This is a genomic window from Chlorobaculum thiosulfatiphilum, assembly GCF_006265165.1.
Taxonomy (GTDB): Bacteria; Bacteroidota; Chlorobiia; order Chlorobiales; family Chlorobiaceae; genus Chlorobaculum; species Chlorobaculum thiosulfatiphilum.
The window spans coordinates 1-24,799 of the sequence record NZ_VDCH01000014.1 but is presented as its reverse complement, the minus strand read 5'-3'; the positions used below and the strand labels follow the sequence as shown (position 1 = coordinate 24,799).

The window sequence follows — 24,799 nt, the reverse complement described above, 5'->3', positions numbered from 1 at the left end:
TCGGCCTCAGCGTTCTGTTTGATAGATTACCCCCTGAAACACCGAAATTTTCAGCCAGCCCGAACCGAACCATGCGTTTTTTTCATAGACCGTTCATAGCACTTTTTCTCTTTTCGCTCTTTGCCGCATGGCCTCGAACGGCGATGGCAAACGGCGTCGATTCGGCTGAAAAAGGCCGTCTGAAACCGTATTCCGCCCAAGCCGTTTTCTCGAACAGAGACCCGTGGATCGAGCGCACGCTGCGCAACATGACCATCCGCGAAAAGGTCGGGCAGATGATCGTAGCTAAAGTTGACGCACGCTATAACGGCAACGCCGATCCGCAGTACTTGCTGATTTCGCGGCTCGCGTCGGAGGGAAAAATCGGCGGCATCATGTTCCTGAAGGGCGACATTCAGAGCGCGGGCACACTGGCCAACCATTTTCAGGAGGTCTCGAAGGTCCCGCTGCTCGTCAGCGCTGACATGGAAAAAGGTGTGGCCATGCGGCTCGACGGGGCGACGCAATTCTCGCCAGCGATGGCGCTCTCCGCCGTTGGCGATCCGGCGCTCGCCCGCCGCATGGCCGAAATCGTGGCACGTGAAGCCCGCGCCGTCGGCATCCACCAGAACTACGCGCCGACGGTCGATCTGAACAGCAACCCGGCCAATCCGGTCATCAACACTCGCTCCTTCGGCGACCGCATTCCGCTGGTCAACGCCATGTCGGCGGCGGTGATCGACGGGCAGCAATCCAATGGCCTGGTGGCAACGGTCAAGCACTTTCCCGGCCACGGCGACGTGACCGTGGACAGCCACCTGGCCCTGCCGGTGCTCGAAGGCGACCGACGACGGCTCGAAAACTACGAGCTCAAGCCCTTCCGGGCGGCGATTTCGCAAGGTGTGCTGAGCGTCATGGTGGGCCATCTGGCCGTGCCGAAGCTCACCGGCACGATGGAACCGGCCTCGCTCTCCAGGGCAATCGTCACCAGCCTGCTTCGGAACGAGCTTGGCTTCAAGGGGCTGATCGTGACCGACGCGCTGAACATGAAAGCGCTGCACAATGGCCAGACTGATGGGGATATTGCCATCAGGGCCGTGCACGCGGGCAACGACATACTGCTCTATCCCGAAGAGCCGGAGGTGATTTTCGAGGCGGTGTGCGCCGCCGTGGAACGAGGGGACATTCTGGAAAGCCGACTCGACCACTCGGTGCGGCGGATTCTCCAGATGAAGCGCTGGCTTGGCCTTGACCGGCAAAAGCTCGTCGATCTCTCCCGGCTGAAAGAGCTGGTCGGCACTCCGGCAAACGAACGTGTCGCGAAAAAAATCGCCGCTGAATCGCTCACGCTTCTCCGGGATCGCAACCGGAACCTGCCGCTTCGCCTTCCGAAAAAAGGTGCGCTGGTCAACATCATCCTGAATGACCGCACCGGCCAAAAAGTCGGTGGCGATTTCGCCGATTCGCTTCGCACCCGCTACAACGTCACCACGTTCCGGCTCACCCCCGCGAGCAAACCGGAGTTTTTCCGGAAGGCCTCCCAGGCGGTCTCCGGCGCCGCCGCCGTGATTCTGACCACCGGCATCCAGGCCTGGTCGCGCTCCATGCCGCCGAAACTCAGCGAAGAGCAACGCGATTTCGTCCGCAGCCTCCCATCGATGACAAAAGCGGGCGCGCCGGTGCTCTTCATATCGTTCGGCACGCCCTACATCCTCGACGCATTCCCGGAGATCGGCTCCGCCCTGTGCGCCTACAGCGAAAACGACCAGACGGCATCCGCCCTGCTCGAGGTACTGAACGGCCAGCTCGCGCCGAAAGGCAGGCTTCCTGTGTCGATCGATGGCGTTGCCCCTTGATCTTTGAGCATATTATTGCATAAATTACGCGCTTCGATCAACCCAGCTTACGCCTTTCGAATATGGCAAAAACCATCCGGGACGAATCCACCGCCAGCGCCTACTGGGCCGCGGTCAACACCTTCTGCGCGCTCCAGGACGTGCACGTCATTGCCGACGCCCCCGTGGGGTGCTACAATCTGGCTGGCGTGGCGGTCATGGACTACACCGACGCCCTGCCCTACCTCGAAAACCTCACGCCGACCAGCCTCACCGAGCTGGAAATCGCCTCGTCGGGCAGCTCGGAGATCGTGCAGGAGACCATCGAGAAGCTGAAAGAGACCGGCAAGCAGCTCATCCTGATTTCGAGCGCGGAGAGCGAAATGATCGGCAGCGACCATCAAAACATGCTGGCGATGAAGTACCCGTCGGTGCGCTTTTTTCCGTCGAACTCGCTGGGCGAGAACGAGTGGCGTGGACGCGAGCGGGCGCTTGCGTGGCTCTTCGACCAGTTCGACGACGGCCAACCGGCGGAGGTCGAACCGGGCGCGGTGAGCATCATCGGTCCGACCTACGGCTGCTTCAACAGCCCCTCCGATCTGGCGGAAGTCAAGCGGCTCGTCACCGGCGCGGGCGGCAGAGTCGCTCACGTCTATCCGTTCGAGTCGAAGGCGGCGGACATAGCAAAGCTGAAAAACTCGGCGGCGATTGTGGTGATGTACCGCGAATTCGGCGCGGCGCTCGCCGAAAAGCTCGGACGCCCGGTGCTCTACGCGCCGTTCGGCATCGACGAGACCGACCGCTTTATCGAAGAGATCGGCCGCCTCGCCGGAACGCCGGAAGAGGCGGCGCAGTTCATCGCCGAGGAGAAGCGCACGACGCTCAGGCCGCTCTGGGATTTGTGGCGCGGCCCGCAGTCGGAGTGGTTCCCGACCATCCGCTTCGGCGTCGTGGCGAGCAAGAGCTACGCCGACGGCATCAAGCGAGTGCTGGCGGACGAACTCGGGATGCAGTGCCTCTTCAGCCACGACTCGGCGACGGCGGACAACAGCGCCGTGCGCGAACAGATCAAAGCGACGCAGCCGCAATTCCTGTACGGACGGATGCCCGACAAGATTTACCTGGCCGAAGCCGACGCCAAAAGCCGCTTCATCCCGGCGGGCTTCCCCGGCCCCATCGTGCGCCGCGCCCTCGGCACGCCCTTCATGGGCCACAGCGGCGTTGTCTGGATGGTGCAGGAGATCGTCAACGCGCTCTACGACATGCTCTTCAACTTCCTGCCCATCACGCGCCGCCAGCCCGACTCGGCAGCCCCGGCCCAGCCGCTCAAATGGACGCCCGAAGCCAACGCGATTCTCGAAGAGATCGTCAAAAAAGCCCCCTTCATCAGCCAGATCTCCTTTGGCCGCGAACTCAAACGCAAAGCCGAAAATTTGGCGGCAAGCCGAGGCGCAGACACCGTAACGCCAGATATTCTCAAGCAGCTCGCCTAACCCGCCATTCCCCGTAGGGGCAGGCCTCGCGCCTGCCCTGCCGGGCACACCTCCAACGTTTTCGGTCCCCGCGTCCACCTCGTCCACGTCGTCCACCACGTCCACGGCATTACCATCAGGGCAACCGCAAGGGTTGCCCCTACAAGCAAAACCGCCACGTTCTTCCCGATTTTTTTCACCAAATTACGAAGTGCGCTCGTCACGCCAACCAACCCCCTGCCATGCGAACGATCAGAATATTTCTTGCTTCGTCCAGCGAGCTGAAGGCCGACAGGCTGGCTTTTGAAATTGAAATCAATCGCAAGAACAAGCTCTTGAAAGACAAAGGGGTTTTTCTTGAACTCGTCAATTGGGAAGACCTTTCCGCAAAGATGTCGTTGACGAGATCGCAGGATGAGTACAACAAGCAGATCGGAGCGGTGGATATGTTCGTGCTGCTTGCCTGGAACAAGGTTGGTAAATACACCGAAGAGGAGTTCGACTTCGCTTGCTGCGTATTCAGAAAGAAGAAAAAACCGGCTATTTTTACCTGGTTCAAGGAGCCTCCACAAGCTGCCGAACCGAGCCTCGATCAGTTCAAAAAGACGCTGAAAGACGCTGAGCATTTTCCTGCGTTCTACAAAGACGCCACCGACCTGTGGGTTCAGTTCAACAAGGAGCTTGACCGGTTCGATCTTGAAAAACGATACAATGCGTCGACTCAAAACAAATCTGTCATCCGTTACGGAAATAAGGAAATCCATAAATATCTCGGCATTCTGCCGGTGATTCCGGAGGTTTTCATCGGTCGTGACGAGAAGCTCCAGGAGGTTCACGACAAGCTGTTCGATGGCGACAATGTACTGTTGCTGGTCAATGGCGAGGGGGGCATCGGCAAGACGACGCTGGCGGCGAAGTATTACCAGCGCTTCTTTGACGACTACGCGCATCTTGGCTGGGTGTTTGCCGAACGGAGCCTGGGGGATGCCTTGCTGACGCTTGCCGATCCGTTGAAGGTGGAGTTCTCGCCGACCGACGACGCCGACGTGCGTCGCGAAAAGCTGCTCCGCGAAATGGCCGGGCTGCAAAAGCCCTGCCTGCTCGTGATCGACAACGCCAACGACCTCGACGATCTTGCGGCGCACTACCACGAACTGCGCAAGTGCCCGAATTTCCACATCTTGCTGACCACGCGCATCGAGTCGTTCGCTCACGCAAGAACCTGCCGGGTCGGCCATCTCGACGAAGCGGCGGCGATCCAGCTTTTCACGACGCACTATCCGGTGCACGACTCCGCCGAAGACGAGCTGCTGAAAGAGATGCTGCGAGCCATCGGCTACAACACCCTCGTCATCGAGCTGCTGGCCAAAAACCTCAAGATTCTCAACGAATACTGAACCGGCTACCCGCTTGCGAAGATGCTTGACGATCTGCGACATCGGGGATTGTTCGGCCTGAGCAAAAGCGAGAAGGTGCAGACGGAGTACAATCCCGGAAACTTTGGATTGAGGGTGGAAAAACCGGAAACGGTGATTGCCGCCATGTACGACCTCGCCAAGCTCGAACCGGGCGAAGAGCAGCTTCTGTGCGTCTTTTCGGTGCTGCCCGCCGAACCGATTGCTTTTGCAGTACTCGAAGCGCTGCAACCCGGAAATGACGAACTCGACAGCGCTCTCCGCGCCCTCGTCCGCAAAGGGTGGATCGAGTTCAACGCCGAAGCGAAACAGTTCAAATGCAGCCCGGTCGTTCAGGCGGTGACACGGTTGCAGGTCGGAGAGCGCTTGGACAAGCAGTGCGAAACGCTGGTATGGGCGCTGATGGAAAAGCTTGACTACGCTCCTGATATGACGGGTCATCTGCTCAATACGGATTACCTGTCAGGCGCACTAAACGTACGCTATGCCGAGAACGTCGTAGATTATCTTAAAAATACCCGATATGAAAAAAGCTTGCTTACTGATCGTATTGGAATGTTTTATCGTACGACTGGTCAAATGGAAAAATCGTTGAGCTTTTTTGAAAGGTACCATCAGTTATGCGAAGAGTTGTGCAAGGCGAATCCGGAAGATGTGAGCTTCAAGTACGCGTTGGCAATCTCGTATGAAAGGTTGGGAATTACGTACAAAAATGTGGGTGATCTGGAAAAAGCGTTGAGCTTTTTTGAAGATGAAACCGAATTGTTTGAAGAGTTGTACGATTCGAACCGAAAAAATGTGAGCTATAAATACGGATTATCAACATCGTACGGAAAGCAGGGAGACACGTACCGTTTGTTGGGCCAACCGGAAAAAGCGCTAAGCTTTTTTAAGCAGTTCAATCAGTTGATTAAAGAGTTGTGCAAATCGAACCAGGCAAATTTAAGCTTCAAAACCGGGTTGGCAATCTCTTACGAAACACTGGGAGATACTTATACAACGCTGGGCGATCTGGAAAAAGCGTTGAGCTTATATAAAAAGGATATCAAATTGTTTGAAGAACTTTACGAGTCAAACCGGGCAAATGTCGAGTTCAAAAACGGGCTGGCCGTATCGTATTCAAAGCTGGGTGTTTTCAGCCGCGATCAGCGCGGTGATATGGCGGAAGCTCGCCGCTGGCTTAAGAAGGCGGAGGCACGCTGGACGGAGTTGGTCAATGATTCTCCAGCGTATGCCCAGTTTCAGAAGAACTTGGCGTGGGTGAAAAATGCGCTGGCGGCATTATAATCGCGCATCGCCCGTCCACGCCGTCCACCAAGTCCACAACGTCCATGGCGCTCCCAGCAGGGTAACCGCAAGGGTTACCCAAACACCACCAAGTCCACGGCATTACCACCAGGGCGGGCGCAAGACCCGCCCCTACAGACCAAACCCCACTCGCCGAATTCCATTCTTGGAGATTTCCCGAATTTTTTGCATTATGCCCGTCTTCTTATCGGTACGGGGAACAGATGCGCCGCTGATTTTCAGCACGGCGTCGAGAACAGCCCTCCCGTCCGGCGAATACTGACTAAAAGCGGCTGTCAGGGATTTTCCCCACTGAGGGGGAAGGGCTGGCGTCAAAACCTTCGCCCCGGCAACATGATTTATGGACTACAAATTCAATGTCTGAAAGAACGGATGACCGTCCACAGGTGATCGTCACCTTGCCCGACGGTTCTGAAAGAAGCTACCCTTCCGGCGTTACTGGCCTCGAAATCGCGGCCTCCATCGGCAAAAAGCTCACCCAGGCGGCGCTCGCCATCACCATCGACGGCAAGCTTCGCGACCTCGACGCGCCCGTCACGGCCAACGCGAGCGTTTCGATTGTCACCTTCGACTCCGCCGAGGGCAAGGAGATTTTCTGGCACAGTTCGAGCCACCTGATGGCCCACGCCATCGAGGAGCTGTTCGACGGCGCGAAGTTCGGCGCTGGCCCCGCCATCGAGCAGGGCTTTTACTACGACATCGCCTGCGAGCACCGCTTCAACGAGGACGATCTCCGGCAGATCGAGGCGAAAATGCTCGAAATCAGCACACGCGACCTGGTCATCACCCGCGAGGAGATGCCTCGCGAGCAGGCTATCGACTACTTCGCTAATACGCGCAAAGACCCGTACAAGGTTGAAATTCTTGAGGATACGCTGAAAGAAGTCGCAACGGTTTCGGTCTATCATCAAGACGGATTCGCCGATCTGTGCAGCGGCCCGCACCTGCCCTCGACCGGCAAGGTCAAGGCGGTGCTGCTCACCAATATTTCGTCCTCCTACTGGCGCGGCGACTCGTCGCGCGAAACGATGCAGCGAATTTACGGCATCACTTTCCCGTCGGACAAGCTGCTCAAGGAGCACGTCGCCCGGCTGGATGAGGCCCGCAAGCGCGACCACCGCAAACTCGGCGCGGAACTCGGCCTTTTCATGCTGACCCCCGAAGTGGGCAGCGGCCTGCCGATCTGGCTGCCGAACGGCGCGATCATCCGCAACGAACTCGAAACCTTCCTGAAAGGCGAGCAGCGCAAGCGCGGCTACGTGCCGGTTTACACGCCGCATATCGGCAACATCGAGCTGTACAAGCGTTCGGGCCACTACCCGTACTACAGCGACTCGCAGTTCCCGCCGCTCACCTACAAGGACGAGACGGGGCGCGAAGAGCAGTATCTGCTCAAGCCGATGAACTGCCCGCACCACCACCTGATCTACAGTTCGTCGCTGCGCAGCTACCGCGAGCTGCCGATCCGGCTGACCGAGTTCGGCACGGTCTATCGCCACGAGCAGTCCGGCGAGCTAAACGGCCTGGTGCGCGCGCGCGGTTTCACGCAGGACGACTCGCACATCTACTGCCGTCCCGATCAGCTCGTTGACGAAATCTGCAACGCCATCGACCTGACCCGCTTTGTCTTCAACACGCTCGGCTTCGACGACGTCGAAACCCGCCTGTCGCTGCACGACCCGGAGAACCTGGCCAAGTACGGCGGCACGGTTGAAGTTTGGGAGCAGGCCGAAAAGGATGTAAAGGAGGCCGCTGACCGCATGGGGATCAAATACTTCATCGGCATCGGCGAGGCGAGCTTCTACGGCCCGAAGATCGACTTCATCGTGCGCGACGCCATCGGACGCAAGTGGCAGCTCGGCACCGTGCAGGTTGACTACGTCATGCCGGAGCGCTTCGACTTGACCTACATCGGCAGCGACGGCCAGAAGCACCGCCCGGTGGTGATCCACCGTGCGCCCTTCGGCTCGATGGAGCGCTTCATCGGCGTCTTGATCGAGCACACCGCCGGAAACTTCCCGCTCTGGCTCGCGCCGGTGCAAGCCGTCGTGCTACCCATCGCCGAGGATGTGCATGGCTACGCTCGCGAGGTCTGGCAGAAGCTGCACGAAGCGGGCATCCGCGCCGAACTCGATCTGCGCAGCGAAAAGATCGGCAAGAAAATCCGTGAAGCTGAAGTATCGAAAATTCCCTGTATGCTGGTCATCGGCAGGAACGAACAGGAGGCTGGAGAGGTCTCCCTCCGCCGCCATCGCAAGGGCGACGAAGGCAGTTTTGGCGTTGACGAGCTGATCGCAAAACTCCGTGAGGAAATAGATCGACGATCCTGATCTGACTATCAACCAAAAACGATCGAATGAAAAAACAGAAAACAACCGGCAACCAGAAAGCAAAACTTTCCTACAGGATCAACGAACAGATCCGGGTGCCAGAAGTAAGGGTCGTGTTTCCCGAAGGTGGCATGCAGGTCATGAAAACCCAGGATGCCCGGAGGATGGCCGAAGAGCGAGGAATCGACCTCATCGAGGTTCAGCCAAATGCCCAGCCGCCCGTCTGCAAGCTCGAAAACTACGGGAAGCTGATCTATAAGATGGCCCAGAAGGACAAGGACCTCAAGAAAAAGCAGAAGCAGACCACGCTGAAAGAGCTGAGGTTCCATCCCAATACCGACAAGCATGACTTCGACTTCAAGACCGCGCACCTGGAGGAGTTCCTCCGCAAGGGCAACCGCGTGAGGGCGACCATCGTGTTCCTCGGCCGTTCGATCATCTATAAAGACAAAGGCTTCGAGCTGGCCGACCGCCTGACCGAACGGCTCAGCACGGTCGCCACCCGCGACGGCGATCCGAAGTTCGAGGGCAAAAAGCTCTTCGTCTATTTTGAACCCGACAAGAAAAAGATCGACCTGTTCGAGAAACGGCGAGCCAGGGAAGCGCCAGTCGCGCCATTGGCGCCATTACCGCCTCAGATGGAAGAGCCTGAGGATGACGACGAATAAAACCACACTGAAAAGCATCGACTTTTATCATTTAAACCGACGATCATGCCTAAAATGAAATCACATCGCGGCGCCTGCAAGAGGTTCAAGGCCACCGCATCAGGAAAAATCAAACGCGAGCGTATGAACGGCTCTCATAACCTTGAGCACAAGAACCGCAAACGCACCCGTCGCCTGCACCAGTCAACGCTGGTCGATGCAACCATGGAGAAGCAGATCAAGAGAATGATCCTCGCCTGAGACAGTCTATAACATTAATTCGATACAACGATGCCAAAATCAACCAATGCCGTAGCTTCCAAAGCCAGAAGGAAGAGGATTCTCAATAAAGCGAAAGGATACTGGGGTTCGCGCGGAAACGTGCTGACCGTCGTCAAGCACGCCGTGGACAAGGCCGAGCAGTACGCTTACCGCGACCGCCGCGTCAAGAAAAGAACCTTCCGTTCGCTCTGGATCATGCGCATCAACGCCGCCGCCCGTCAGAACGGCGTCTCCTACTCGCGTTTGATGGACGCCATCCACAAGAAGAACATCGAGATCGACCGCAAAGCGCTGGCCGAAATCGCTGTAAAAGACCCGGCGGCATTCTCGCTGATCGTCAAGACGGCTCTCGATTAATCATTTGTACAGCGGCCCTATGGAGACAAGCATTCAACAACTGCAGCAGGAGATCGAAGGATACCAGATTCTTGACGCCAGTGAGCTCGAAGCCTTCAAGCTTGAGTTCACCGTGCGCAAGGGAAAAATAGCGGGCCTGTTTGGCCAGCTCAAAACCGTCGATGCCGCTGACAGACCTCGCATGGGGCAGTTGCTCAACGCGCTCAAACTTTCAGCCGAAGCGCGAGTTGCCGACGCCGAGAGCCGCTTTGCGCAAAATGCGCAGAGCGCCGCGCCAGCGCTCGATCTCTCCCTGCCGGGACGCCGCTCGTTCCTCGGCTCGGAGCATCCGGTGCAGAAGGTGCTGGGCGACATGAAGCGAATCTTCACCGCGATGGGCTTCGGCATCGCCACCGGCCCGGAGCTGGAACTTGACGAGTACAACTTCGAGCGCCTTAACTTTCCGCCGAACCACCCGGCCCGCGACATGCAGGACACCTTCTTCATCACCCGAGGCGATGCCGAGGGCGACGTCCTGCTCCGCACCCACACCTCGCCAGTGCAGGTGCGGGTGATGCTCGACCAGAAGCCGCCGATTCGGGTGATCTGCCCCGGCAAGGTCTATCGCAACGAGGCGATCAGCGCGAGAAGTTACTGCGTTTTTCACCAGCTCGAAGGTCTGTATATCGACAAAAACGTGTCGTTCGCCGACCTGAAAGCCACGATTTATTCGTTCGCCCGCCAGATGTTTGGCAGCGACGTGAAGCTCCGGTTCCGCCCGAGCTTTTTCCCCTTCACCGAGCCGTCGGCGGAGGTGGATGTCACCTGCTACCTGTGCGGCGGCAAGGGATGCCGCGTCTGCAAGAAGTCCGGCTGGCTCGAAATCATGGGCTGCGGCATGGTGCATCCGAACGTGATGAAGCACTGCGGCATCGATCCGGAGGAGTGGACTGGCTACGCTTTCGGCATGGGTGTCGATCGCACGGCGCTGTTGCGCTACAAGATTGACGACATCCGCCTCTTTTTCGAGAACGACGTCCGGATGCTCAGCCAGTTCATGGCATAAGGCAAACGCCGATACATCGAGTATGAAAATCAAAAAAGCCTCATGAAGTCAAACTCATGAGGCTTTTTCATTTCTGCGGGTGCTCCCGAATCAGGCGGGAACCTGGTTCCTCAGAGCCAGCGTCCACTCCTCCATCGAGGCGTTGGCCATCGGATTCGGCGCTTCGAGGAAGCTGATGACGAACTCCCCACCCATCTCGGCCACGCCGATCGAGCGGGGACGAACAGCAAGCATCTTGGGGTTCATCAGCTCTTTTCCGAAACAGAACACGATGTTTTTGGCGGCGGTGATTCCCTCGCCTATCTGCCCTTCCGGCAAAAGAGAGGTATGGGCATAATGGTCGAACTCACCGATCAACACCGCGAATGGATGCGATTCGATTTTCTCGCGGTAGTAGGCGACAATCTCATCGACGCTGCCGAAGGAGGTCTCTTCTTTGTCAAGCTCGAGGATGTAGATGGGGTATTTTTCCTGAAGAAGAGTTTGTTTCATGGTCTCTCCCTGATTGGGTGTGGCTGGATACTGCACGAGGCACGGCTTGCGTTGAAAGAGATGCCGTCTCTCTCAATGGTACGCCAGACTTGAAGATTTTACAACAGACGAACATAAAAAAAGCCTCATGACACGCAGGTCATGAGGCGTATTTTGTTCCCTCGCTTTCCGGAATCGTTCGACCCGTAACGCGAAGGCGTATCGATTACTCCGCGGAGGCGCCTTCGGCTTCGACCTCGATGCTGAGCTTTGCCATGATGTCCATGAAAAGCTTCGCTTCGGCCTCGAACTTGCCAAGAGATTTGATCGGCGCTTCGAGCTGAATTTTGCGACGGTCGATCTCGACGCCCTGTGCTTTGAGCGCTTCAGCAATATCTCCGGCGGTCACAGTGCCGAACAATTTGCCCGACTCGCCAGCCTTGGCAAAAACCTTCAGCGTCATCTGCTCCAGCTTTTCGGCAAGCTCGCGAGCGCTCTTGCGCTGAAGCTCGATCTTGCGCGCCTGCTGTTTCTTCTCGGTTTCAAGCGCCTTGAGCGTACCTTCGGTAGCACGGATGGCATATCCCTGCGGGATCAGGTAGTTATTGACATACCCGTTCTTGACGGTGACCACTTCACCGGCATCGCCAAGAGTTGCCACATCTTTTCTTAAAATTATTTTCACGGTCTGTTTCCTCGTTCTGAAATAATTAAACTTGTGCGGACAACCACTTACTTGTATTCGTCGGCAACATAGGGAATAATCGCCAGGAACCTCGCCCATTTGATCGAATGGGTGAGCAGGCTCTGCTCTTTGGCCGACAGGCCGGTAATGCGGCGGGGAATGATTTTTCCCTGGTCGTTGATGAAGCGTTTCAGTTTGCGCTCATCGCGATAGTCAAAGAAAACCACCTGGTTTTTCGACACTTTCTTTTTCGATGCCAGAGCATTGCTCAACGATTTGTTGCCCTGTGCCTTTCCTGGTTTCTGTCTCATTGATCTTGTTCAGAATTTTGCTTGCATGATCTTGTGGCCCGTCGTCTGCCAGTTCTCGTTTACGGCAGAGCGATGCGCCCGTTCTCAGTCGGAAGTGAGGTATTTGTATTCGTACATGTGCCCGTCATCCTCGATATGACCATGATGGGTCTCATGCGCTTCATCCTCGATAAAGCCCTCCTCGTCCTCCTCGTCCTCCTCTCCGTTTTTCTTCCTTTTGTTGAGGAACTGGATCCTCCTGGCCTTGATTTCGACCACGGTTCTCGATGTGCCATCCTGGGCTTTCCAGGTACGGCTCTGCAACTCGCCATCGACCAGCACCGCCGAGCTTTTCCGCAAATTGTCGCGGCAGCTTTCGGCAAGCTTGTTCCAGGCGACCACGCCGACGTAGCAGACATCTTCCTGCCACTGGTGGTTGCTGTCCCGGAAGCGGCGATTGCAGGCGATGGAAAAATTGACGACTGGCGTCCCGCCTGAATTGGTCTGTCTGAAGACCGGATCTTTGGTAAGGTTGCCGGCAATGATGACGCTGTTGATTTCAGGCATTTTCAGTTCCGCCATAGCATCTTCTCCTTTTTGTTCTCAAATGGGATCGTTTCGTCATTCACACAATAAACCGGGCGAAATCCGCCGTCAGCTCTTCTTGGCTGAAGCATCGGCTTCGGGTTCAACCTGGTCTTCCGGGCTGCCGAGCATGACGCTGTATTTCTCGACGCGCTTGCGCATTTCGAGCAGCGGAGAGCTGAGCTGGATGATGAGGAACCGCAGGATAGCCTCTTCGTAACGGAACACGCGCTCGACCTCGGCGATAACCGAAGGCTCGGCATCGAACTCGATGTGCGCGTAGTAGCCGATGGAGGACTTGCGGATGAGGTAGGCCATTTTTCTTCTTCCGACTTCCAGGACGTTGTTGATCACGCCGCCTTTGCCGGTGATCGTCGTTTTCACCAGCTCCATTGCGGAGGCGATGGCGTCATCCTGAAGGCCGCCGTCGATGATGACGGTGCATTCATACTGTTTCAATGTATTCATAGCGCAATCGTTCTTGAGTGAAGTCAAACTGCGCAAACGGCGGAAAACAGGTATTGCGCATCCCTGTCTTCGCGGCTTCATGCGGACGCACGAACACCATTTGCGTTTTGGGACATGTAAGGTAAGAATATTAATTCTGTTTTCCAACGCCCGAACACGGCGATGTTAACGGCATGGTAACCGAAGTGGATCACAAAGAAAGCTCGACCGAAACCGGCGCGTGGTCGGAGCTTTTCTCGTCGAGATCGACCGAGACGCCGGAAACCTTTCCGGCAAGCGCGTCGGTGAGATAGAGGCAATCGATGCGCCAGCCGAGGTTGCGCTCGCGGGCGAATTTCCAGTTGGGCCACCAGGTGAACAGGTCTTTCTTGTCGGGGTTCAGCTCGCGGACGATGTCGTGCAGGCCGAGTTCGAGATGCTCGCCGATAGCCGCGCGCTCCTCGGGGCGCAGGCCGGTAGCGCCGGGCTTGTTCTGCGAGCGGTGCACATCGATCTCCGTGAGGGCGACGTTCATGTCCCCGGCCAGCACCACCTGGCGGCCTTCGGCGAGAAGATCGGCGATAAAGGCTTTCAGATCGGCAAGATAGCGCAGCTTCACGGCGTAGTGCTCCGCGCCGTCGCCGCGCGGCACGTAGGTGCCAATGAGGGTGAACTGAGGAGCGCGCAGCACGAGTGTGCGGTTCTCGACGTCGAACGGCGGCACTTCGCAATGTGCATCATCGAACAACCCGTCGCGGACGAGCAGGCCGACGCCGCTGTACCCTTTTCTGAACGACGAGCCGTTCCAGAATTTCCGGTATCCCTCGATCGAGGCGATGCTTTCGGGAATCTCCTCTTCCCGCGCCTTCACCTCTTCGAGCACCACGATGTCGGGCTTGCGGCTTTCGAGCCACGCCGAAAGCGCTTCCTGCCGGGCGCGGATGCCATTAATGTTCCAAGTATAAATATTCATGACGATCTCTGGTTGAGCGTTTCGACGATGCGGCCCGCGATGCGTTCCGGCGCGATTTCGGTCATGCAGCGGAAGTGCCCTTTCGGGCAGGAGCCGCGCCCGATGTGCGAGCAGGGTCGGCAGGCAAGCCCCGGCGTCTCGAACAGCTCGTACTCCGCGCCCCACGGCATGAAGCCGAACGCTTTGACCGACGAGCCGAAGATGACGAACAGCTTTTTGCCGAACGCCGAGGCGATGTGCATGAGTCCTGTATCGTTGGTGAGCACCGCATCGACTCCGGACAGCAACGCTGCGGATTGCATGAGCGTCGCCTTTCCGGCGAGCGACAGCACACGGCCTCGCGCTGCCGCCGGCAAAAGCGCCATGAGCCGCTGCGCCTCCAGCTCGTCCTCCTTGCCACCGAGCAGCAGAACGCGAGCCGGTGTCGCCGCCGTGACCAGCTCGATGATCCGGGCGAAGCGCTCCAGCGGATAGCGCTTGGTAAAGTGGTTCGCGCCGAAGCAGAGCGCCAGCACGGGCGAGTCCGCGCTGAGCGCTCCGGCGGCGAAGGCGCGATCCTCCGGCGACGGAGAGAGCGAGCACGACGCGGTGATCTTCGGCGCCAGACCGCCGAGCGCCTCGCCGTAACGCTCGACGACGGATCGACAGCCATCCGAAACATTGATCTTGAACTGCACCAGCAACAGCTTTTTCCAGTTGCGCTTGTGGTAGCGCCGCACCTCAGCCGCCCGGATTTTGCGGATCAGAGCGCGAGAGCGTCGATTATTTTGCAGATCGATCACCAGATCGTACGCCGAACCGGGCGTGATCGACTCCGGCGTCACCACCGACGCCACGGCGAGATTCGATGCGACGAGCGGCGAGAAGGGGGCTTTGGTGCAGAAGTCGATCCGCGCCTGCGGGAGCGCGCGATGAAGCTCGGCAAGCACGGGCGTCGTCAGCACGATGTCGCCGATAGCGCTGAGTCGCACGACCAGAACGCGGCGAATGGCGGCGGGATCCGTCACGACCAGAACTCCCACCACGCCTTGTACCCCTCAGGCTTCTGCTGCTTCTTCGATGCGCCGAGCGCGGCGATGCGTTCGCTCGAGACCGCCTTCATCCGCTCCTTGCCGGGCGTTTCGCCCTTGCGCTCGTCGAGCATCGCGACCGCCTTGCGAAACTCCGGCAGCGCATCCGCGCCGCGCCCAAGCCCGTCGAGCGCCAGCGCACGGCTGTAAACGGCCGAAATCCAGAGCTTCCCCTCGTCCTGGTTCAGCTCCCCCCGGCGGTTGAAGTGGTGCAGCGCCTTGTCGGCGGAGCGAAGCGCCTCGTCGAACGAGCCAAGCCCCGCCAGCGCCTCGGCAAGCCCTGCATGGCAGAAAGCATCGAACCCGGCGTGATCGAACGCCTCCTCCGGCGGCATCGTGCGGGAAATCTCCATCGCCTTGCGGCAACTCGCCGCCGCCTCGTCATATTTTGATTCGAGCAACTGACGCTGCGCGTCGGAAAGCGCCAGATAAGCCCCGGCAACCTCTTTGAGTGGTTTCATAAACAGATAACAGAAGTGAAAAAAAAAGATTCACGCTTTCTTCAATGATTCTTGCAGAAATCTTTAACAAATCTTGTAAAAAACTTTAACAAAAATGAACCGCACTGGCTTGCTAATGGTTTATTTTATAACTCATTGAGTGTAACAAAATCACTAACATTTCGGGCATCATGATTAAAGAGGTCATGACCTTCAAAGCGGGCAAGTTCGTTTTTTGCGACCAGTACGACAGGCCCCGCATCGAGAAACTGCTTGTCGAAGCGTCAACCCTGAACGCCGCGATCAGCGATTTACCGATTTTGCCGAAGTGGTCGTCACAGATCGATCCGGAGCTTCTGTACAGTTCAGTCGCCGGAACCGCCGCCATCGAAGGCAACTCCCTTGATGCGAATGAAGTCAGAGAACTCGACGAGGGGAAAATACCCGATGCAGGCCACACGGCAAAGGACAGGCTTGAGATTACCAACCTGATCGGCGCGTATCGTCAGCTTGACCTTCAGGCAGCAGAGCCTTCGGGGACGTATGATTTTCCCCTGAGATTAAATTTGATAAAGAGCGTTCTTGCCGAAAGTCACATCCGCGCGTTGCATCGACAGATCACCAACGGCCTGCCGTATGAGGACAACATCCCCGGTACGTACCGCAATGGTATGGTCAAGGTCGGCGACAAAGCGCATGGCGGCATTTACACGCCGCCGAAAATCATCGAGGATGTCGAGATGCTCATGCGGGAGTTCATCGACTGGATCAACAGCGATGATCTCATCAAGGAGAACGTTTTCATCCGGGCGGCGCTGGCCCATTACCATTTTTCTTTGATTCACCCTTTTTGGGATGGCAACGGGCGTGTTGCCCGGCTTCTTGAAGCATCGCTACTCCAATCGGCGGGAATTCGCTATGTGCCCAAGATGCTCTCGAACTACTATTACCGCCATGTGGACGACTATTACCTCGCCTTCTCCGACACCATCAAAGCAAAAAAAGATGTCACGCCGTTCCTCGAATTCAACCTTCGCGGCGTAATCGAATCGTTGCAAACCATGAAAACCCGCATCGCTATTCTCATCAGAATGCTGGTCATGAGAGAGCACGTCCACTCCCTCAGCAGCAACAAAGCGATCTCGAAGCGGCAACACGATCTGCTCACGCTGCTGCTCGATGATTCATCGGGCAAGCCGTTCACGCTGCACGAGCTTCAACAGGCGATGCCCTACACGATGCTGTACCGGAAAGTCTCAGAGATGACCGCGCGGCGTGACCTGAAAAATCTGCTCGAACGGAAGCTGCTTACCGTCGATGCCGACAATCGTTATACCCTGAACCTTCGCGGCTTCGACTCGTGACCGCTCACGCCCCCGGCTGCATCAGCGATTCGAGTTCGGCGGGAATCTGCGGGCGGCCACGGCCGTTGAGCGCCGTGCCGATGATTTTGGCTTTGATCGCGAGCTTCATGTCCGGCAGGCGCAGGATGTCCTGATAAAACGCGAACTTGAGCGGCGACTCGCGCACCATCGTCAGGCCGACCGTGAAGCGCTCGCCGCTTTGCAGCGGGGACTTGTAGTCCAGCTCGGCGCGGACGACCACCAGGTTGATGCCACGCTCCGTGAACTCCTTGAAATCGATGCCGACCGTTTTGAGCCAGACGTGCCGCGCGTGTTCGAGGTAGTTCTGATAGACGCTGTTGTTGACGATGCCCTGCATGTCGCACTCGTAGTCGCGCACCTCCATCTCCATCGTGAAGGCGTATGGTTGCTGATTCATCCGCTGTTTGGTTGTCGTTGAAAAAATGCCGTATCCCGATCACTTCCGCGCCCGGATCGCCGTCGTCAGCGCAGGCAGGAACTCCGCGAGATCCGCGACGACGAGCACGTCGGCCACGCTGGCGATAGGAGCGTCGCGGTCGGTGTTGACGGCGAGCACGAAGCCGGAGTTTTTCATCCCGGCAAGATGCTGGATCGCGCCGGAGATGCCGCACGCCACGTAGAGCGACGGCGAAACGCTCTGCCCGCTCGACCCCACCTGCCGCGCCCGTTCGAGCCATCCGGCATCGACCACCGGGCGGCTCGCCCCGACCTCGCCGCCGAGCGCCGAGGCCAGCGCCCGCACCAGCTCGACCTGCTCCTCGCTCCCAATGCCACGCCCGGCGCTGACGATCACCTCGGCGCGGCTGAGATCGATCCCCCGCTCCGGCTCGATGCAGCCGAGAAACTCGATAGCGGCGTCCTGCGCTGCTTCGATGGCGATCGCTTCGGGACTCCCCGCCATCGGCGCGGCGGCGAACGCGCCCGGCTGGATCGTCAGCACGGCCAGGTCGGTCAGCGGCCTGACGGTGCGGAGCATTTTGCCGTTGCAGCATTCGACCACGTAGCCGCCATCATCGTCGAGACCGACGACGCCGGAAACTTGAGCGGCATTCATGGCGAACGCCACACGCGGAGCAAGCTCCCAGCCATACGACGAGTGCAGCAACGCCACTGCGTCCGGCTGCTCCCGCTCGATGGCGTCGAGCACGAGGCGTTTGTGAAACGTCGCATCGAACTCATGCCCACCCTCCGCGCGATAGAGCCGTCCGTCGAAAGCTGGCAAATCGTCAACCGATCCGGCGATCACCATCGACGCCTCCGCACCGAGGCGGGCGGCGAATCCGAACAGCTCGGCGGTTTCGGTGGTGAGCCGACCGTCGTGCACCTCGCCGACAAGTAGCAGCTTCATCGCGCGCCTCCCTTGCCGTGCACGGCGGTTCTGGTTTCGAGAATCTCGCACACCCGCGCGGCAAGCGTTTCGGCGTCGCCTTCGAGAATCACGCCCTCCGCGTTGCGTTCATGGGGGCGGAAATTTTCGGACGACACCTTCGGCGATTCGAGGCCGACCGAGTCGGGCGAGAGGACGGTCAATGCGGCGCGCTTCGATTTCATGATGTTTGGCAGCGTCGGGTAGCGCGGCGTGTTGAGGCCGGGCTGGCAGGTCAGAAGCGCCGGAGACTTTAGCCGGAGCCTGCACCGCCGCCCGCCTTCGAGCTCGCGCTCGACCGTCGTCGAGCCATCGCGCCACTCGAACGCCGTGATGCCGGTCACCGAGGCGACGCCGAGCCGCTCGGCCGCCAGCAGGCCGACCTGCGCGGAGCCTCGGTCTTCGGACTGCATTCCGGTGAAGATGAGGTCGAACCCGCGCCCGGCGGCAAATCCGGCGATCATCGAGGCGATCTGCCACGGATCGCGCTCCAGCGCTTCGGGGTCTTCGATGTGCACACCGTCGTCGCACCCCATCGCGAGCGCCTTGCGGATCGCTTCGACCGCCCGCGCCGGGCCGATGGAGAGCGCCATCACCCGCGCCCCGCCGCCGAGCGACTCCTTCAGCCGCACGGCCTCTTCGACGGCGACGGCGTCGTACTCGTTCATCCGCCAGGCCAGCCCAGTCTCGTCGAACCAGTTCCCGGCTGCGTTCGGCGTGAAATGCCCCTCCATATCGGGAACCTGTTTTATGCAGACAAGTATGTTCATGATGTCAGAAAATCACTCGAAATTCACGGAAATCTTCCAGTAAACCCGCGCCGGACAGGCGTAACCACAGACAACGTACAGAGCGCGTCTCGAACTGGCAACTGAAAACGGAGAGATTATTTCCCGAAAACCGCCGTTGTCAAAACATTGCCATGTCCTGTTTTTTCAAGAACTTTTATATAACTTTCACCGAGCGCTGGCTCATGATCAGTTAAACGATGAACAAACAAAACAAAGACAGCCATGAAAAAAATTATTCTCCCTCTGCTTGTCGCTGGCGTGTGCACCGCACCATCTCTGGCCCATGCGATGGGTAATCCGTACGTGAGCCTGTCAGGCGGTATCGGTTTGCTCAACAACTCGACCGTCGATGGAAACGATGACGCCATCGAGTATGACGCCGGCTACCTGATCAATGGCGCGGTCGGCTTGAAAAACGATAATGTTCGCATGGAAGCCGAGGTCGGTTACCACCGCAACAGTGTCGATTCGTCCTTCTATTATGGGCCAAACGGAGCGCATGTTTCGATGTGGACCTTTATGGCTAATGGCTATTACGACTTCGAGTTGACGAATGCCGACGTATCGCCTTACGTGATGGCCGGTCTCGGCGTGGCCGACGCATCGATCAGTGACGGCAACTGGGGGCCGGAATCGAGTTCGACGGAATTTGCCTGGCAGCTCGGCGCTGGCGTTGGCATCAAAACCTCCGCTAACACCATGGTTGACCTGGGGTATCGCTACCTCTCTCCATCCGATGCAGAATTTGATGGGGCAAAAGTCTCCCTCGCCAGCAGCAATTTCCTGGCGGGCATCAGGTACAACTTCTGATCCTTGCCGCTTTTCGCAGACACTTCATCGAGGCTCCGGCGACACCGGAGCCTTTTTTATCGGCCCGCTCAAAGCACGACAATTTCGTCGGATAATTCAGTCAGCCTCTCGCCGCCGTTTTCCGTTACCACGAAGGTGTTCTCGATGCCGATCGCTCCTTTGCCGGGAATGACGAATTTCGGCTCGACGGCCACCACCTGCCCGGCCTGCAACGGCATGGCGAAGCCTTGCGCCAGCACCGGGAGTTCGTCGAGTTCGAGGCCCACTCCGTGGCCAACGAAGCGCGACTGCTCGCCCGGCATTCCCATGAAGTTGCCGCCAAAGCCCGCGCTTTCGGCCATCGCGGCGGCCTGCCGGTAAACCTCCTCGCCAATCGCGCCCGGCACCATCGCCCGGCGCACGGCCTCCTGAATTTCAAGCGAGACGTCGAAGGCCCTCCGCAACTCGGCGTCGAGCGAGCCGATGACGAACATGCGGGTCATATCGACGATGTAACCGTTGAATACGCCGGCGAAATCGACCAGCACCGGCTCGTTCTCGCGGATCGCGTCAAGCGACGCGCCTTGCGGTGATGCGCTCGAAAGCCCCTGGCCCGTGACGGCTCCGTCGAAAAATCCGTAGCTCGCCGCGCCGCCCGACACCGCCATGCCGCCGAACAGCTCCTGATTGAACGCCCGCATCCGCACGTACCCTTCGTGCCCGATGCGGCGCAACCGGAACTCCACTTCGGCGGCCAGATCGACCTCGCGCATCCCCGCCTTCAGAAAATCCGGAACCTCCCGGAAGACCGACGCCAGCTTCCCGGCGCTGAAACGGAGCATTTCGATTTCGGCGGGCGACTTGACCGAGCGCAGCTCGCGCACGATCATGGTGACATCGACGAAACTGCGCCCCGGCAGCACCTTCGAGTACCACGAATATTGCGCCACCGGCACGGCGTCGAAGGTCATGCCAACCTTGTCGCCTTCACTGCCGAGAAGCCCCGAAAGCTCCTTGCTCGACGGAAAGGGGCGAATGTCGCCGATCAGCCCTTCAGCACGGGCGCGGACGAGGCTTTTGCGCACCAGCAGCACCGGCTCGCCCTTGGCGGGAACCCAGAGCGCCGAGTTCTGGCGAGTGCCGGTGAAGTAGAAAATATCGACAGGCATCAGGAGCAGCGCCGCCTGCACACCGCTTGCACCGAGACGCGCTTGCAGCCGCTCGATGCGCTCGCCGATTTCGGTTCGTTTCAGCATCATGAAGTGTTTTTACCGTTACGGATTTTCGAGGCTTCGGACGACGACTTCCGCGAGATCGAAGGCCTTGAGAGACTGATGGGCGTCCGAACGCTTGATGCCATCCTCGAACATACTCAGGCAGAAGGGGCAGGCGGCGATGAGCGTCGATGCGCCGGTTTTCCTCGCCATCCGCAAGCGCTCGTCAACGATCGGCGTCCCCATCCTCTCCTCTGCGAGGATGCGCCCGCCGCCCGCGCCGCAGCAAAAGGTTTCGCTGCCCGACCACTCCATTTCGGCGAGCCTGCCGCCCGCGGCTTCGACCACAACGCGCGGCGCTTCGACAATATCGCGGTACCGCGCGAGGTAGCAGGAGTCGTGATACGTGGCGCTGAAGGGCGCCGGATTCAGTTTGAGACGACCCTCACCAACGAGCCGACGGATGAAAGTAGAGTGGTGCTCGACCGGCAGATCGAATCCGAGTTCGCGGTAGTCCCGCGCGAGGGTGTTGAAGCAGTGCGGGCAGGCCGTGACGATGCGCCGCGCTCCGGAGGCGCGGATGGCGGCGATGTTGCTCTCGGCAACCATCCGGTAGAGATATTCGTTGCCGAGCTTCCGCGCCGGTTCGCCGCAGCACCGCTCCACCTTGCCGAGCACTGCGACGCTGACGCCCGCCGCCGCGCAAATTTTGATGAAGCTCTCGGCCACCTTGCTGTTGCGAGGATCGAACGAAGCGTAGCAGCCGGTGAAGTAGAGAATCTCCGTTTCGCTTTTTCCATCGGCGACGCTGACCGGCAACCCGTTGGCCCAGTCGCCCCGCGAAGCTCCGGAGAGGCCGAACGGGTTGCCGTTGATTTCGATGGCGTCGCAGGCGCGGCGGGCCTCGTCGCCGGGGAACTCGCCCGCCATGAGCACGAGGCTGCGGCGCATTTCGATGATCTTGCCGACGTGCTCAATGCTCGCCGGGCAAATCTCCTCGCAGGCTCCGCAGGTGGTGCACGACCAGAGCGCGTCGCGCGAAACCGCGTCGATCAGCCCGTTTTCCGATGCCGTTTCTGCCACATCCCCGATGTCGGCGATCACCTTCATCGGCGAGAGCGGTTTGCCGGTGAGCCAGGCCGGGCAGCGCTGCTGGCAGCGTCCGCACTTCGTGCAGGCATCGGCGTCGAAGAGGTCTTTCCAGAAGAGATCGCCGACCGCCGACGCGCCGAACCGCTCCGCGCTCTCGTCGTCGAGATCGACCGGCGCAAGCGTACCCTTCGGCTCGTCCGGCTCGAAAAAGCTGTTGCCGCTGGTGGTTGCGATGTGGCGCAGCTTCGTCCACGGGATGATGGCGATGAAGCCAAGCGCCAGCAGCATGTGCGCGAGCCACAGCGCCCGGTGCGCGACTCGCTGCGCCTGGTCGCTCATGCCCGCGAACAGCTCGGCGAAAAGGTAGCCGACCGGAGACCAGAGCGCCAGGCCGGGATTGTCGCGCAGTTCGGTTGCGGCCATGCGAAACCCTTCGACGATGAAGCCCGTCACGAGAATCGCCAGAAGCAGCAGATGAATGGTCGCGTCGCCGGGTGTGCGCTCCAGTCCCGGCGGACGGATAACGAAGCGCCGCGCCGCCAGTACGCCAAGCGCGACGAACGCTAACAGGCCGGCAAGGTCGAGCGTGAGCGAGTAGAGGCGGTAGAAGTCGCCCGAAAGCAGATTGAAGTTGAAAAAGGGGGTCAACAGATCGGCCTGCGCCATCACGAGCAGCGTTCCGGCGAAGAGCAGCAGGAAGGCCCAGAAGAAGATCGCATGCGGCACACCGCCCTCCGCGACCCGCGCGACCTTCCGCTGGCTGACGGTATCGGCGAGCAATCGCGACAGCCGCCGAAGCGGATGGTCGGTGCGGTCAAGCGGCTTGCCGCGCCGCCAGATGTCGCGCCGCCGCCGGAACCCGTGCGCCAGCGCGCCAACGGCGACGAGCGCGAGCAGGTACATGGCGGCGACCGCCGCGCTGCCGGTATTCCAGAAAATCTCGCGGGTTGCGCCCATCCTGCCTTTGAAGCGTTCGATAAAATTATTGCGTAGTCATGAACGGGACAAGCACATCCATGACTACGCAATATAGTGGTAAGGGGCATAAAACAGGAGGCTTGAGAACGGCAACATTGCGCCGACAGGATAACATGATCTACTCGTGCCGGAATATGGCCGCAACGCCCGATACGGTCGGCATCCTTTCCGGCGGAAGCACCAGCACCTCGCCACCTTTGCCAAGTACCGTAATGGCAAGGTCTTCCAACACATCATGCTCGTTGCCCGGCGTCATCTTGCTGAATGAGATGTCGCCAGCAGCAGCATCGATGCCGCCGGGATAGATTCTTTGCTGATCGAGAAGAAGCACTGAAACGTTTCCGGCCAAAGCAGCTTCCGTTATATAGAAAGGATTGTCTGAACCGAGGGCCTTGGAGAGCGCCTCTTCAAATCGCGCGAGGAGTCCATCGATCTTCCGTTGCCATTGAGGCTCAAGCACTTTCCACGCCAACTCGCGGAGCGCATCGGTTTCGAGCAATCGCGGATCGCCGGCGATTCCATCTTCAAGAAGATGCGGATTCCGACTAACTGACCTAAAAACACTCTGATGTTGCGGAAGAGCAGCCAAAATCAGCGGAAGGCCGGAAGGCTTCGAGTGACGTTCGGTAATCGCATGATCGACAGCCCTGAAAAAACGCTCCTCATCGAGTTCCTCTTCATCTTTTCTGGAGCTGTGACCATGCCGCATAAAGGAGCCTTGAGCAACCCCGCCATAAGAGGCAATGGTCATGTGTGGTGGCGTAATCTCCGTACCGAGTGCTTCGATCATCGTTTTTGGAACCTCTCGATCCATCTCGATTTCATCAAGACGATAGCGGTTGCCTTCAAAAAGATGCACCTCGGTTTTGGTCAACGCAAGCACCTGAAAGCGCTCGTTCATCTGATAAATCCTGATCAGCGGCTTGATGAAAAAAACATCCGAAACATACGCCTGTTCATTAACTGCTTGCTGTAATTTAAACACCTTGAAATAATCAGGAGACACGAAAATAGCCAGCCCTTCGAGCGTATGATTCCAGAAATCCTTCTCCTCCTGAAGCATCCGTAAACGCTCGATGAGAGGCGCGATCACCCTTTTTCCTACAGACTTCAGAGCGTCACTTTCAGCCTTGGAAACAAGATTCTTGAACCTGAGCGGGTCCTGAGCATTCTCGGGATAGCATCGGCTGGTCTGCATGTAGATCGAAATACACGGGGAGGTTTGAACCCTGAGAAGTTCTTCCGGTATAGGTGTCACTCTGTTCATCATGTTTCGCCTCCATGCTCCAAGTTCCGTTAAACCTTATTAATGTACTACTATTAACAAAGTACATATAATAAATATAGAACATTAAAAAGAGAAGGATAGTGCCGGAAAAAAGAAGATGAAATGGCGAATTATGAATGAAAAAAGCAGATGCGAAGTTGTCCGAGGTTGTTGCTGATAGTCGGGAGCCGGATGGGGTTATGGGCTAAAACGCAAAAAAGCCTGCTGGGTAGAGCAGGCTTTTTGTGCTGTGTAAAAACTCGGCGACGACCTACTCTCCCGCAAT

The 24,799-nt window shown here is 58.4% G+C and carries 26 protein-coding genes; 11 read left to right on the top strand and 15 right to left on the bottom strand.

All coding sequences use genetic code 11. From position 1 onward, the window contains the following. Positions 1-71: 71 nt before the first annotated feature. From FGF66_RS07595 to pheS, 9 genes are all read left to right on the top strand, one after another. Positions 72-1,835 carry a glycoside hydrolase family 3 protein gene (locus FGF66_RS07595; RefSeq protein ID WP_246046622.1) on the top strand — a complete coding sequence of 588 codons (1,764 nt, stop codon included), beginning with the start codon at positions 72-74 and terminating at the stop codon, positions 1,833-1,835. A 62-nt stretch (positions 1,836-1,897) separates the two neighbouring features. Next, positions 1,898-3,307, top strand: coding sequence for a chlorophyllide a reductase subunit Z (bchZ, locus tag FGF66_RS07590; protein ID WP_139457061.1), 1,410 nt, complete (start codon positions 1,898-1,900; stop codon positions 3,305-3,307). Positions 3,308-3,528: 221 nt separating this feature from the next. Further along, positions 3,529-4,683 carry an NB-ARC domain-containing protein gene (locus FGF66_RS07585; protein ID WP_139457060.1) on the top strand — a complete coding sequence of 385 codons (1,155 nt, stop codon included), beginning with the start codon at positions 3,529-3,531 and terminating at the stop codon, positions 4,681-4,683. Positions 4,684-4,704: 21 nt separating this feature from the next. Beyond that, positions 4,705-5,988 carry a tetratricopeptide repeat protein gene (locus FGF66_RS07580; protein WP_139457059.1) on the top strand — a complete coding sequence of 428 codons (1,284 nt, stop codon included), beginning with the start codon at positions 4,705-4,707 and terminating at the stop codon, positions 5,986-5,988. Positions 5,989-6,365: 377 nt separating this feature from the next. Beyond that, the gene (gene thrS / locus FGF66_RS07575; RefSeq protein ID WP_139457058.1) at positions 6,366-8,339 is read left to right on the top strand and encodes a threonine--tRNA ligase; all 1,974 of its coding nucleotides are present in this window, start codon (positions 6,366-6,368) and stop codon (positions 8,337-8,339) included. 26 nt (positions 8,340-8,365) lie between these two features. Beyond that, complete coding sequence (gene infC, locus FGF66_RS07570) at positions 8,366-9,007, top strand: translation initiation factor IF-3 (protein WP_139457057.1); 642 nt, start codon at positions 8,366-8,368, stop codon at positions 9,005-9,007. A 45-nt stretch (positions 9,008-9,052) separates the two neighbouring features. Next, a complete protein-coding gene (gene rpmI / locus FGF66_RS07565) occupies positions 9,053-9,247 on the top strand; it encodes a 50S ribosomal protein L35 (RefSeq protein ID WP_129050875.1) in 195 nt (64 codons plus the stop codon). Between the two features lie 30 nt (positions 9,248-9,277). Then, positions 9,278-9,625, top strand: coding sequence for a 50S ribosomal protein L20 (gene rplT, locus FGF66_RS07560; protein ID WP_069810956.1), 348 nt, complete (start codon positions 9,278-9,280; stop codon positions 9,623-9,625). A 19-nt stretch (positions 9,626-9,644) separates the two neighbouring features. Then, the gene (gene pheS, locus FGF66_RS07555) at positions 9,645-10,670 is read left to right on the top strand and encodes a phenylalanine--tRNA ligase subunit alpha (protein ID WP_139457056.1); all 1,026 of its coding nucleotides are present in this window, start codon (positions 9,645-9,647) and stop codon (positions 10,668-10,670) included. Positions 10,671-10,760: 90 nt separating this feature from the next. Here the strand turns inward: pheS and FGF66_RS07550 are convergent, their stop codons facing one another. The 8 genes from FGF66_RS07550 to FGF66_RS07515 form a co-directional block, all read right to left on the bottom strand. Next, positions 10,761-11,162 carry a DUF6858 family protein gene (locus FGF66_RS07550; protein ID WP_139457055.1) on the bottom strand — a complete coding sequence of 134 codons (402 nt, stop codon included), beginning with the start codon at positions 11,160-11,162 and terminating at the stop codon, positions 10,761-10,763. Between the two features lie 205 nt (positions 11,163-11,367). Next, on the bottom strand, positions 11,368-11,826 hold the full coding sequence (rplI, locus tag FGF66_RS07545) for a 50S ribosomal protein L9 (protein ID WP_139457054.1): 459 nt from the start codon (positions 11,824-11,826) through the stop codon (positions 11,368-11,370). 47 nt (positions 11,827-11,873) lie between these two features. Beyond that, the gene (gene rpsR / locus FGF66_RS07540; protein ID WP_139457053.1) at positions 11,874-12,137 is read right to left on the bottom strand and encodes a 30S ribosomal protein S18; all 264 of its coding nucleotides are present in this window, start codon (positions 12,135-12,137) and stop codon (positions 11,874-11,876) included. An 84-nt stretch (positions 12,138-12,221) separates the two neighbouring features. Next, positions 12,222-12,698 (bottom strand): single-stranded DNA-binding protein, encoded by a 477-nt coding sequence (locus tag FGF66_RS07535; protein ID WP_170181270.1) that lies wholly within the window; start codon positions 12,696-12,698, stop codon positions 12,222-12,224. A gap of 72 nt (positions 12,699-12,770) precedes the next feature. Further along, entirely contained in the window at positions 12,771-13,169 is a 399-nt protein-coding gene (gene rpsF, locus FGF66_RS07530; RefSeq protein ID WP_139457052.1) for a 30S ribosomal protein S6, read from the bottom strand. A 190-nt stretch (positions 13,170-13,359) separates the two neighbouring features. Then, positions 13,360-14,121 (bottom strand): exodeoxyribonuclease III, encoded by a 762-nt coding sequence (locus FGF66_RS07525; protein ID WP_139457051.1) that lies wholly within the window; start codon positions 14,119-14,121, stop codon positions 13,360-13,362. Then, entirely contained in the window at positions 14,118-15,146 is a 1,029-nt protein-coding gene (locus FGF66_RS07520; RefSeq protein ID WP_139457050.1) for a glycosyltransferase family 9 protein, read from the bottom strand. The genes FGF66_RS07525 and FGF66_RS07520 overlap by 4 nt, the downstream gene beginning before the upstream one ends. Next, a complete protein-coding gene (locus tag FGF66_RS07515; RefSeq protein WP_139457049.1) occupies positions 15,125-15,652 on the bottom strand; it encodes a DUF3856 domain-containing protein in 528 nt (175 codons plus the stop codon). The genes FGF66_RS07520 and FGF66_RS07515 overlap by 22 nt, the downstream gene beginning before the upstream one ends. A gap of 173 nt (positions 15,653-15,825) precedes the next feature. Between FGF66_RS07515 and FGF66_RS07510 the strand changes: the two genes are divergently transcribed. Then, a complete protein-coding gene (locus FGF66_RS07510) occupies positions 15,826-16,995 on the top strand; it encodes a Fic family protein (RefSeq protein WP_139457092.1) in 1,170 nt (389 codons plus the stop codon). A gap of 4 nt (positions 16,996-16,999) precedes the next feature. Here the strand turns inward: FGF66_RS07510 and FGF66_RS07505 are convergent, their stop codons facing one another. From FGF66_RS07505 to FGF66_RS13035, 4 genes are all read right to left on the bottom strand, one after another. Beyond that, on the bottom strand, positions 17,000-17,413 hold the full coding sequence (locus tag FGF66_RS07505) for an acyl-CoA thioesterase (RefSeq protein ID WP_139457048.1): 414 nt from the start codon (positions 17,411-17,413) through the stop codon (positions 17,000-17,002). Positions 17,414-17,452: 39 nt separating this feature from the next. Next, on the bottom strand, positions 17,453-18,364 hold the full coding sequence (locus tag FGF66_RS07500) for an electron transfer flavoprotein subunit alpha/FixB family protein (protein ID WP_139457047.1): 912 nt from the start codon (positions 18,362-18,364) through the stop codon (positions 17,453-17,455). After that, a complete protein-coding gene (locus tag FGF66_RS07495) occupies positions 18,361-19,152 on the bottom strand; it encodes an electron transfer flavoprotein subunit beta/FixA family protein (protein ID WP_139457046.1) in 792 nt (263 codons plus the stop codon). Before FGF66_RS07495 ends, FGF66_RS07500 begins: the two co-directional genes overlap by 4 nt. Positions 19,153-19,268: 116 nt before the next feature. Next, positions 19,269-19,397, bottom strand: coding sequence for a hypothetical protein (locus FGF66_RS13035; protein ID WP_281279061.1), 129 nt, complete (start codon positions 19,395-19,397; stop codon positions 19,269-19,271). On the opposite strand from FGF66_RS13035, the gene FGF66_RS07490 reads away from it, so the two are divergent. Next, the gene (locus tag FGF66_RS07490; RefSeq protein WP_170181269.1) at positions 19,396-19,983 is read left to right on the top strand and encodes an outer membrane protein; all 588 of its coding nucleotides are present in this window, start codon (positions 19,396-19,398) and stop codon (positions 19,981-19,983) included. The two genes, FGF66_RS13035 and FGF66_RS07490, sit on opposite strands and share 2 nt — an antisense overlap. Before the next feature lie 68 nt (positions 19,984-20,051). Here FGF66_RS07490 and FGF66_RS07485 read toward each other — a convergent pair whose 3' ends face one another. The 3 genes from FGF66_RS07485 to FGF66_RS07475 all read right to left on the bottom strand — a co-directional run bounded on the left by FGF66_RS07485 (position 20,052) and on the right by FGF66_RS07475 (position 24,513). Then, the gene (locus FGF66_RS07485) at positions 20,052-21,218 is read right to left on the bottom strand and encodes a M24 family metallopeptidase (RefSeq protein WP_170181268.1); all 1,167 of its coding nucleotides are present in this window, start codon (positions 21,216-21,218) and stop codon (positions 20,052-20,054) included. Between the two features lie 18 nt (positions 21,219-21,236). Continuing rightward, positions 21,237-23,225, bottom strand: a complete 1,989-nt coding sequence (locus FGF66_RS07480) for a heterodisulfide reductase-related iron-sulfur binding cluster (RefSeq protein WP_139457045.1) — start codon at positions 23,223-23,225, stop codon at positions 21,237-21,239. 139 nt (positions 23,226-23,364) lie between these two features. After that, entirely contained in the window at positions 23,365-24,513 is a 1,149-nt protein-coding gene (locus FGF66_RS07475; RefSeq protein WP_246046619.1) for a baeRF3 domain-containing protein, read from the bottom strand. Positions 24,514-24,799: the final 286 nt, after the last annotated feature.

Coding starts and splice junctions, on each gene's coding strand:
- FGF66_RS07595 (WP_246046622.1), top strand. CDS start 72: ATGCGTTTTTTTCATAGACCGTTCATAGCACTTTTTCTCTTTTCGCTC.
- FGF66_RS07495 (WP_139457046.1), bottom strand. CDS start 19,152: ATGAACATACTTGTCTGCATAAAACAGGTTCCCGATATGGAGGGGCAT.
- FGF66_RS07500 (WP_139457047.1), bottom strand. CDS start 18,364: ATGAAGCTGCTACTTGTCGGCGAGGTGCACGACGGTCGGCTCACCACC.
- rplT (WP_069810956.1), top strand. CDS start 9,278: ATGCCAAAATCAACCAATGCCGTAGCTTCCAAAGCCAGAAGGAAGAGG.
- FGF66_RS07515 (WP_139457049.1), bottom strand. CDS start 15,652: ATGAAACCACTCAAAGAGGTTGCCGGGGCTTATCTGGCGCTTTCCGAC.
- rpmI (WP_129050875.1), top strand. CDS start 9,053: ATGCCTAAAATGAAATCACATCGCGGCGCCTGCAAGAGGTTCAAGGCC.
- FGF66_RS07585 (WP_139457060.1), top strand. CDS start 3,529: ATGCGAACGATCAGAATATTTCTTGCTTCGTCCAGCGAGCTGAAGGCC.
- infC (WP_139457057.1), top strand. CDS start 8,366: ATGAAAAAACAGAAAACAACCGGCAACCAGAAAGCAAAACTTTCCTAC.
- bchZ (WP_139457061.1), top strand. CDS start 1,898: ATGGCAAAAACCATCCGGGACGAATCCACCGCCAGCGCCTACTGGGCC.
- FGF66_RS07535 (WP_170181270.1), bottom strand. CDS start 12,698: ATGGCGGAACTGAAAATGCCTGAAATCAACAGCGTCATCATTGCCGGC.
- FGF66_RS07550 (WP_139457055.1), bottom strand. CDS start 11,162: ATGAAACAAACTCTTCTTCAGGAAAAATACCCCATCTACATCCTCGAG.
- rpsF (WP_139457052.1), bottom strand. CDS start 13,169: ATGAATACATTGAAACAGTATGAATGCACCGTCATCATCGACGGCGGC.
- thrS (WP_139457058.1), top strand. CDS start 6,366: ATGTCTGAAAGAACGGATGACCGTCCACAGGTGATCGTCACCTTGCCC.
- pheS (WP_139457056.1), top strand. CDS start 9,645: ATGGAGACAAGCATTCAACAACTGCAGCAGGAGATCGAAGGATACCAG.
- FGF66_RS07475 (WP_246046619.1), bottom strand. CDS start 24,513: ATGAACAGAGTGACACCTATACCGGAAGAACTTCTCAGGGTTCAAACC.
- FGF66_RS07485 (WP_170181268.1), bottom strand. CDS start 21,218: ATGCTGAAACGAACCGAAATCGGCGAGCGCATCGAGCGGCTGCAAGCG.
- FGF66_RS13035 (WP_281279061.1), bottom strand. CDS start 19,397: ATGGCTGTCTTTGTTTTGTTTGTTCATCGTTTAACTGATCATGAGCCA.
- FGF66_RS07490 (WP_170181269.1), top strand. CDS start 19,396: ATGAAAAAAATTATTCTCCCTCTGCTTGTCGCTGGCGTGTGCACCGCA.
- FGF66_RS07525 (WP_139457051.1), bottom strand. CDS start 14,121: ATGAATATTTATACTTGGAACATTAATGGCATCCGCGCCCGGCAGGAA.
- FGF66_RS07580 (WP_139457059.1), top strand. CDS start 4,705: ATGCTTGACGATCTGCGACATCGGGGATTGTTCGGCCTGAGCAAAAGC.
- FGF66_RS07480 (WP_139457045.1), bottom strand. CDS start 23,225: ATGGGCGCAACCCGCGAGATTTTCTGGAATACCGGCAGCGCGGCGGTC.
- rpsR (WP_139457053.1), bottom strand. CDS start 12,137: ATGAGACAGAAACCAGGAAAGGCACAGGGCAACAAATCGTTGAGCAAT.
- FGF66_RS07505 (WP_139457048.1), bottom strand. CDS start 17,413: ATGAATCAGCAACCATACGCCTTCACGATGGAGATGGAGGTGCGCGAC.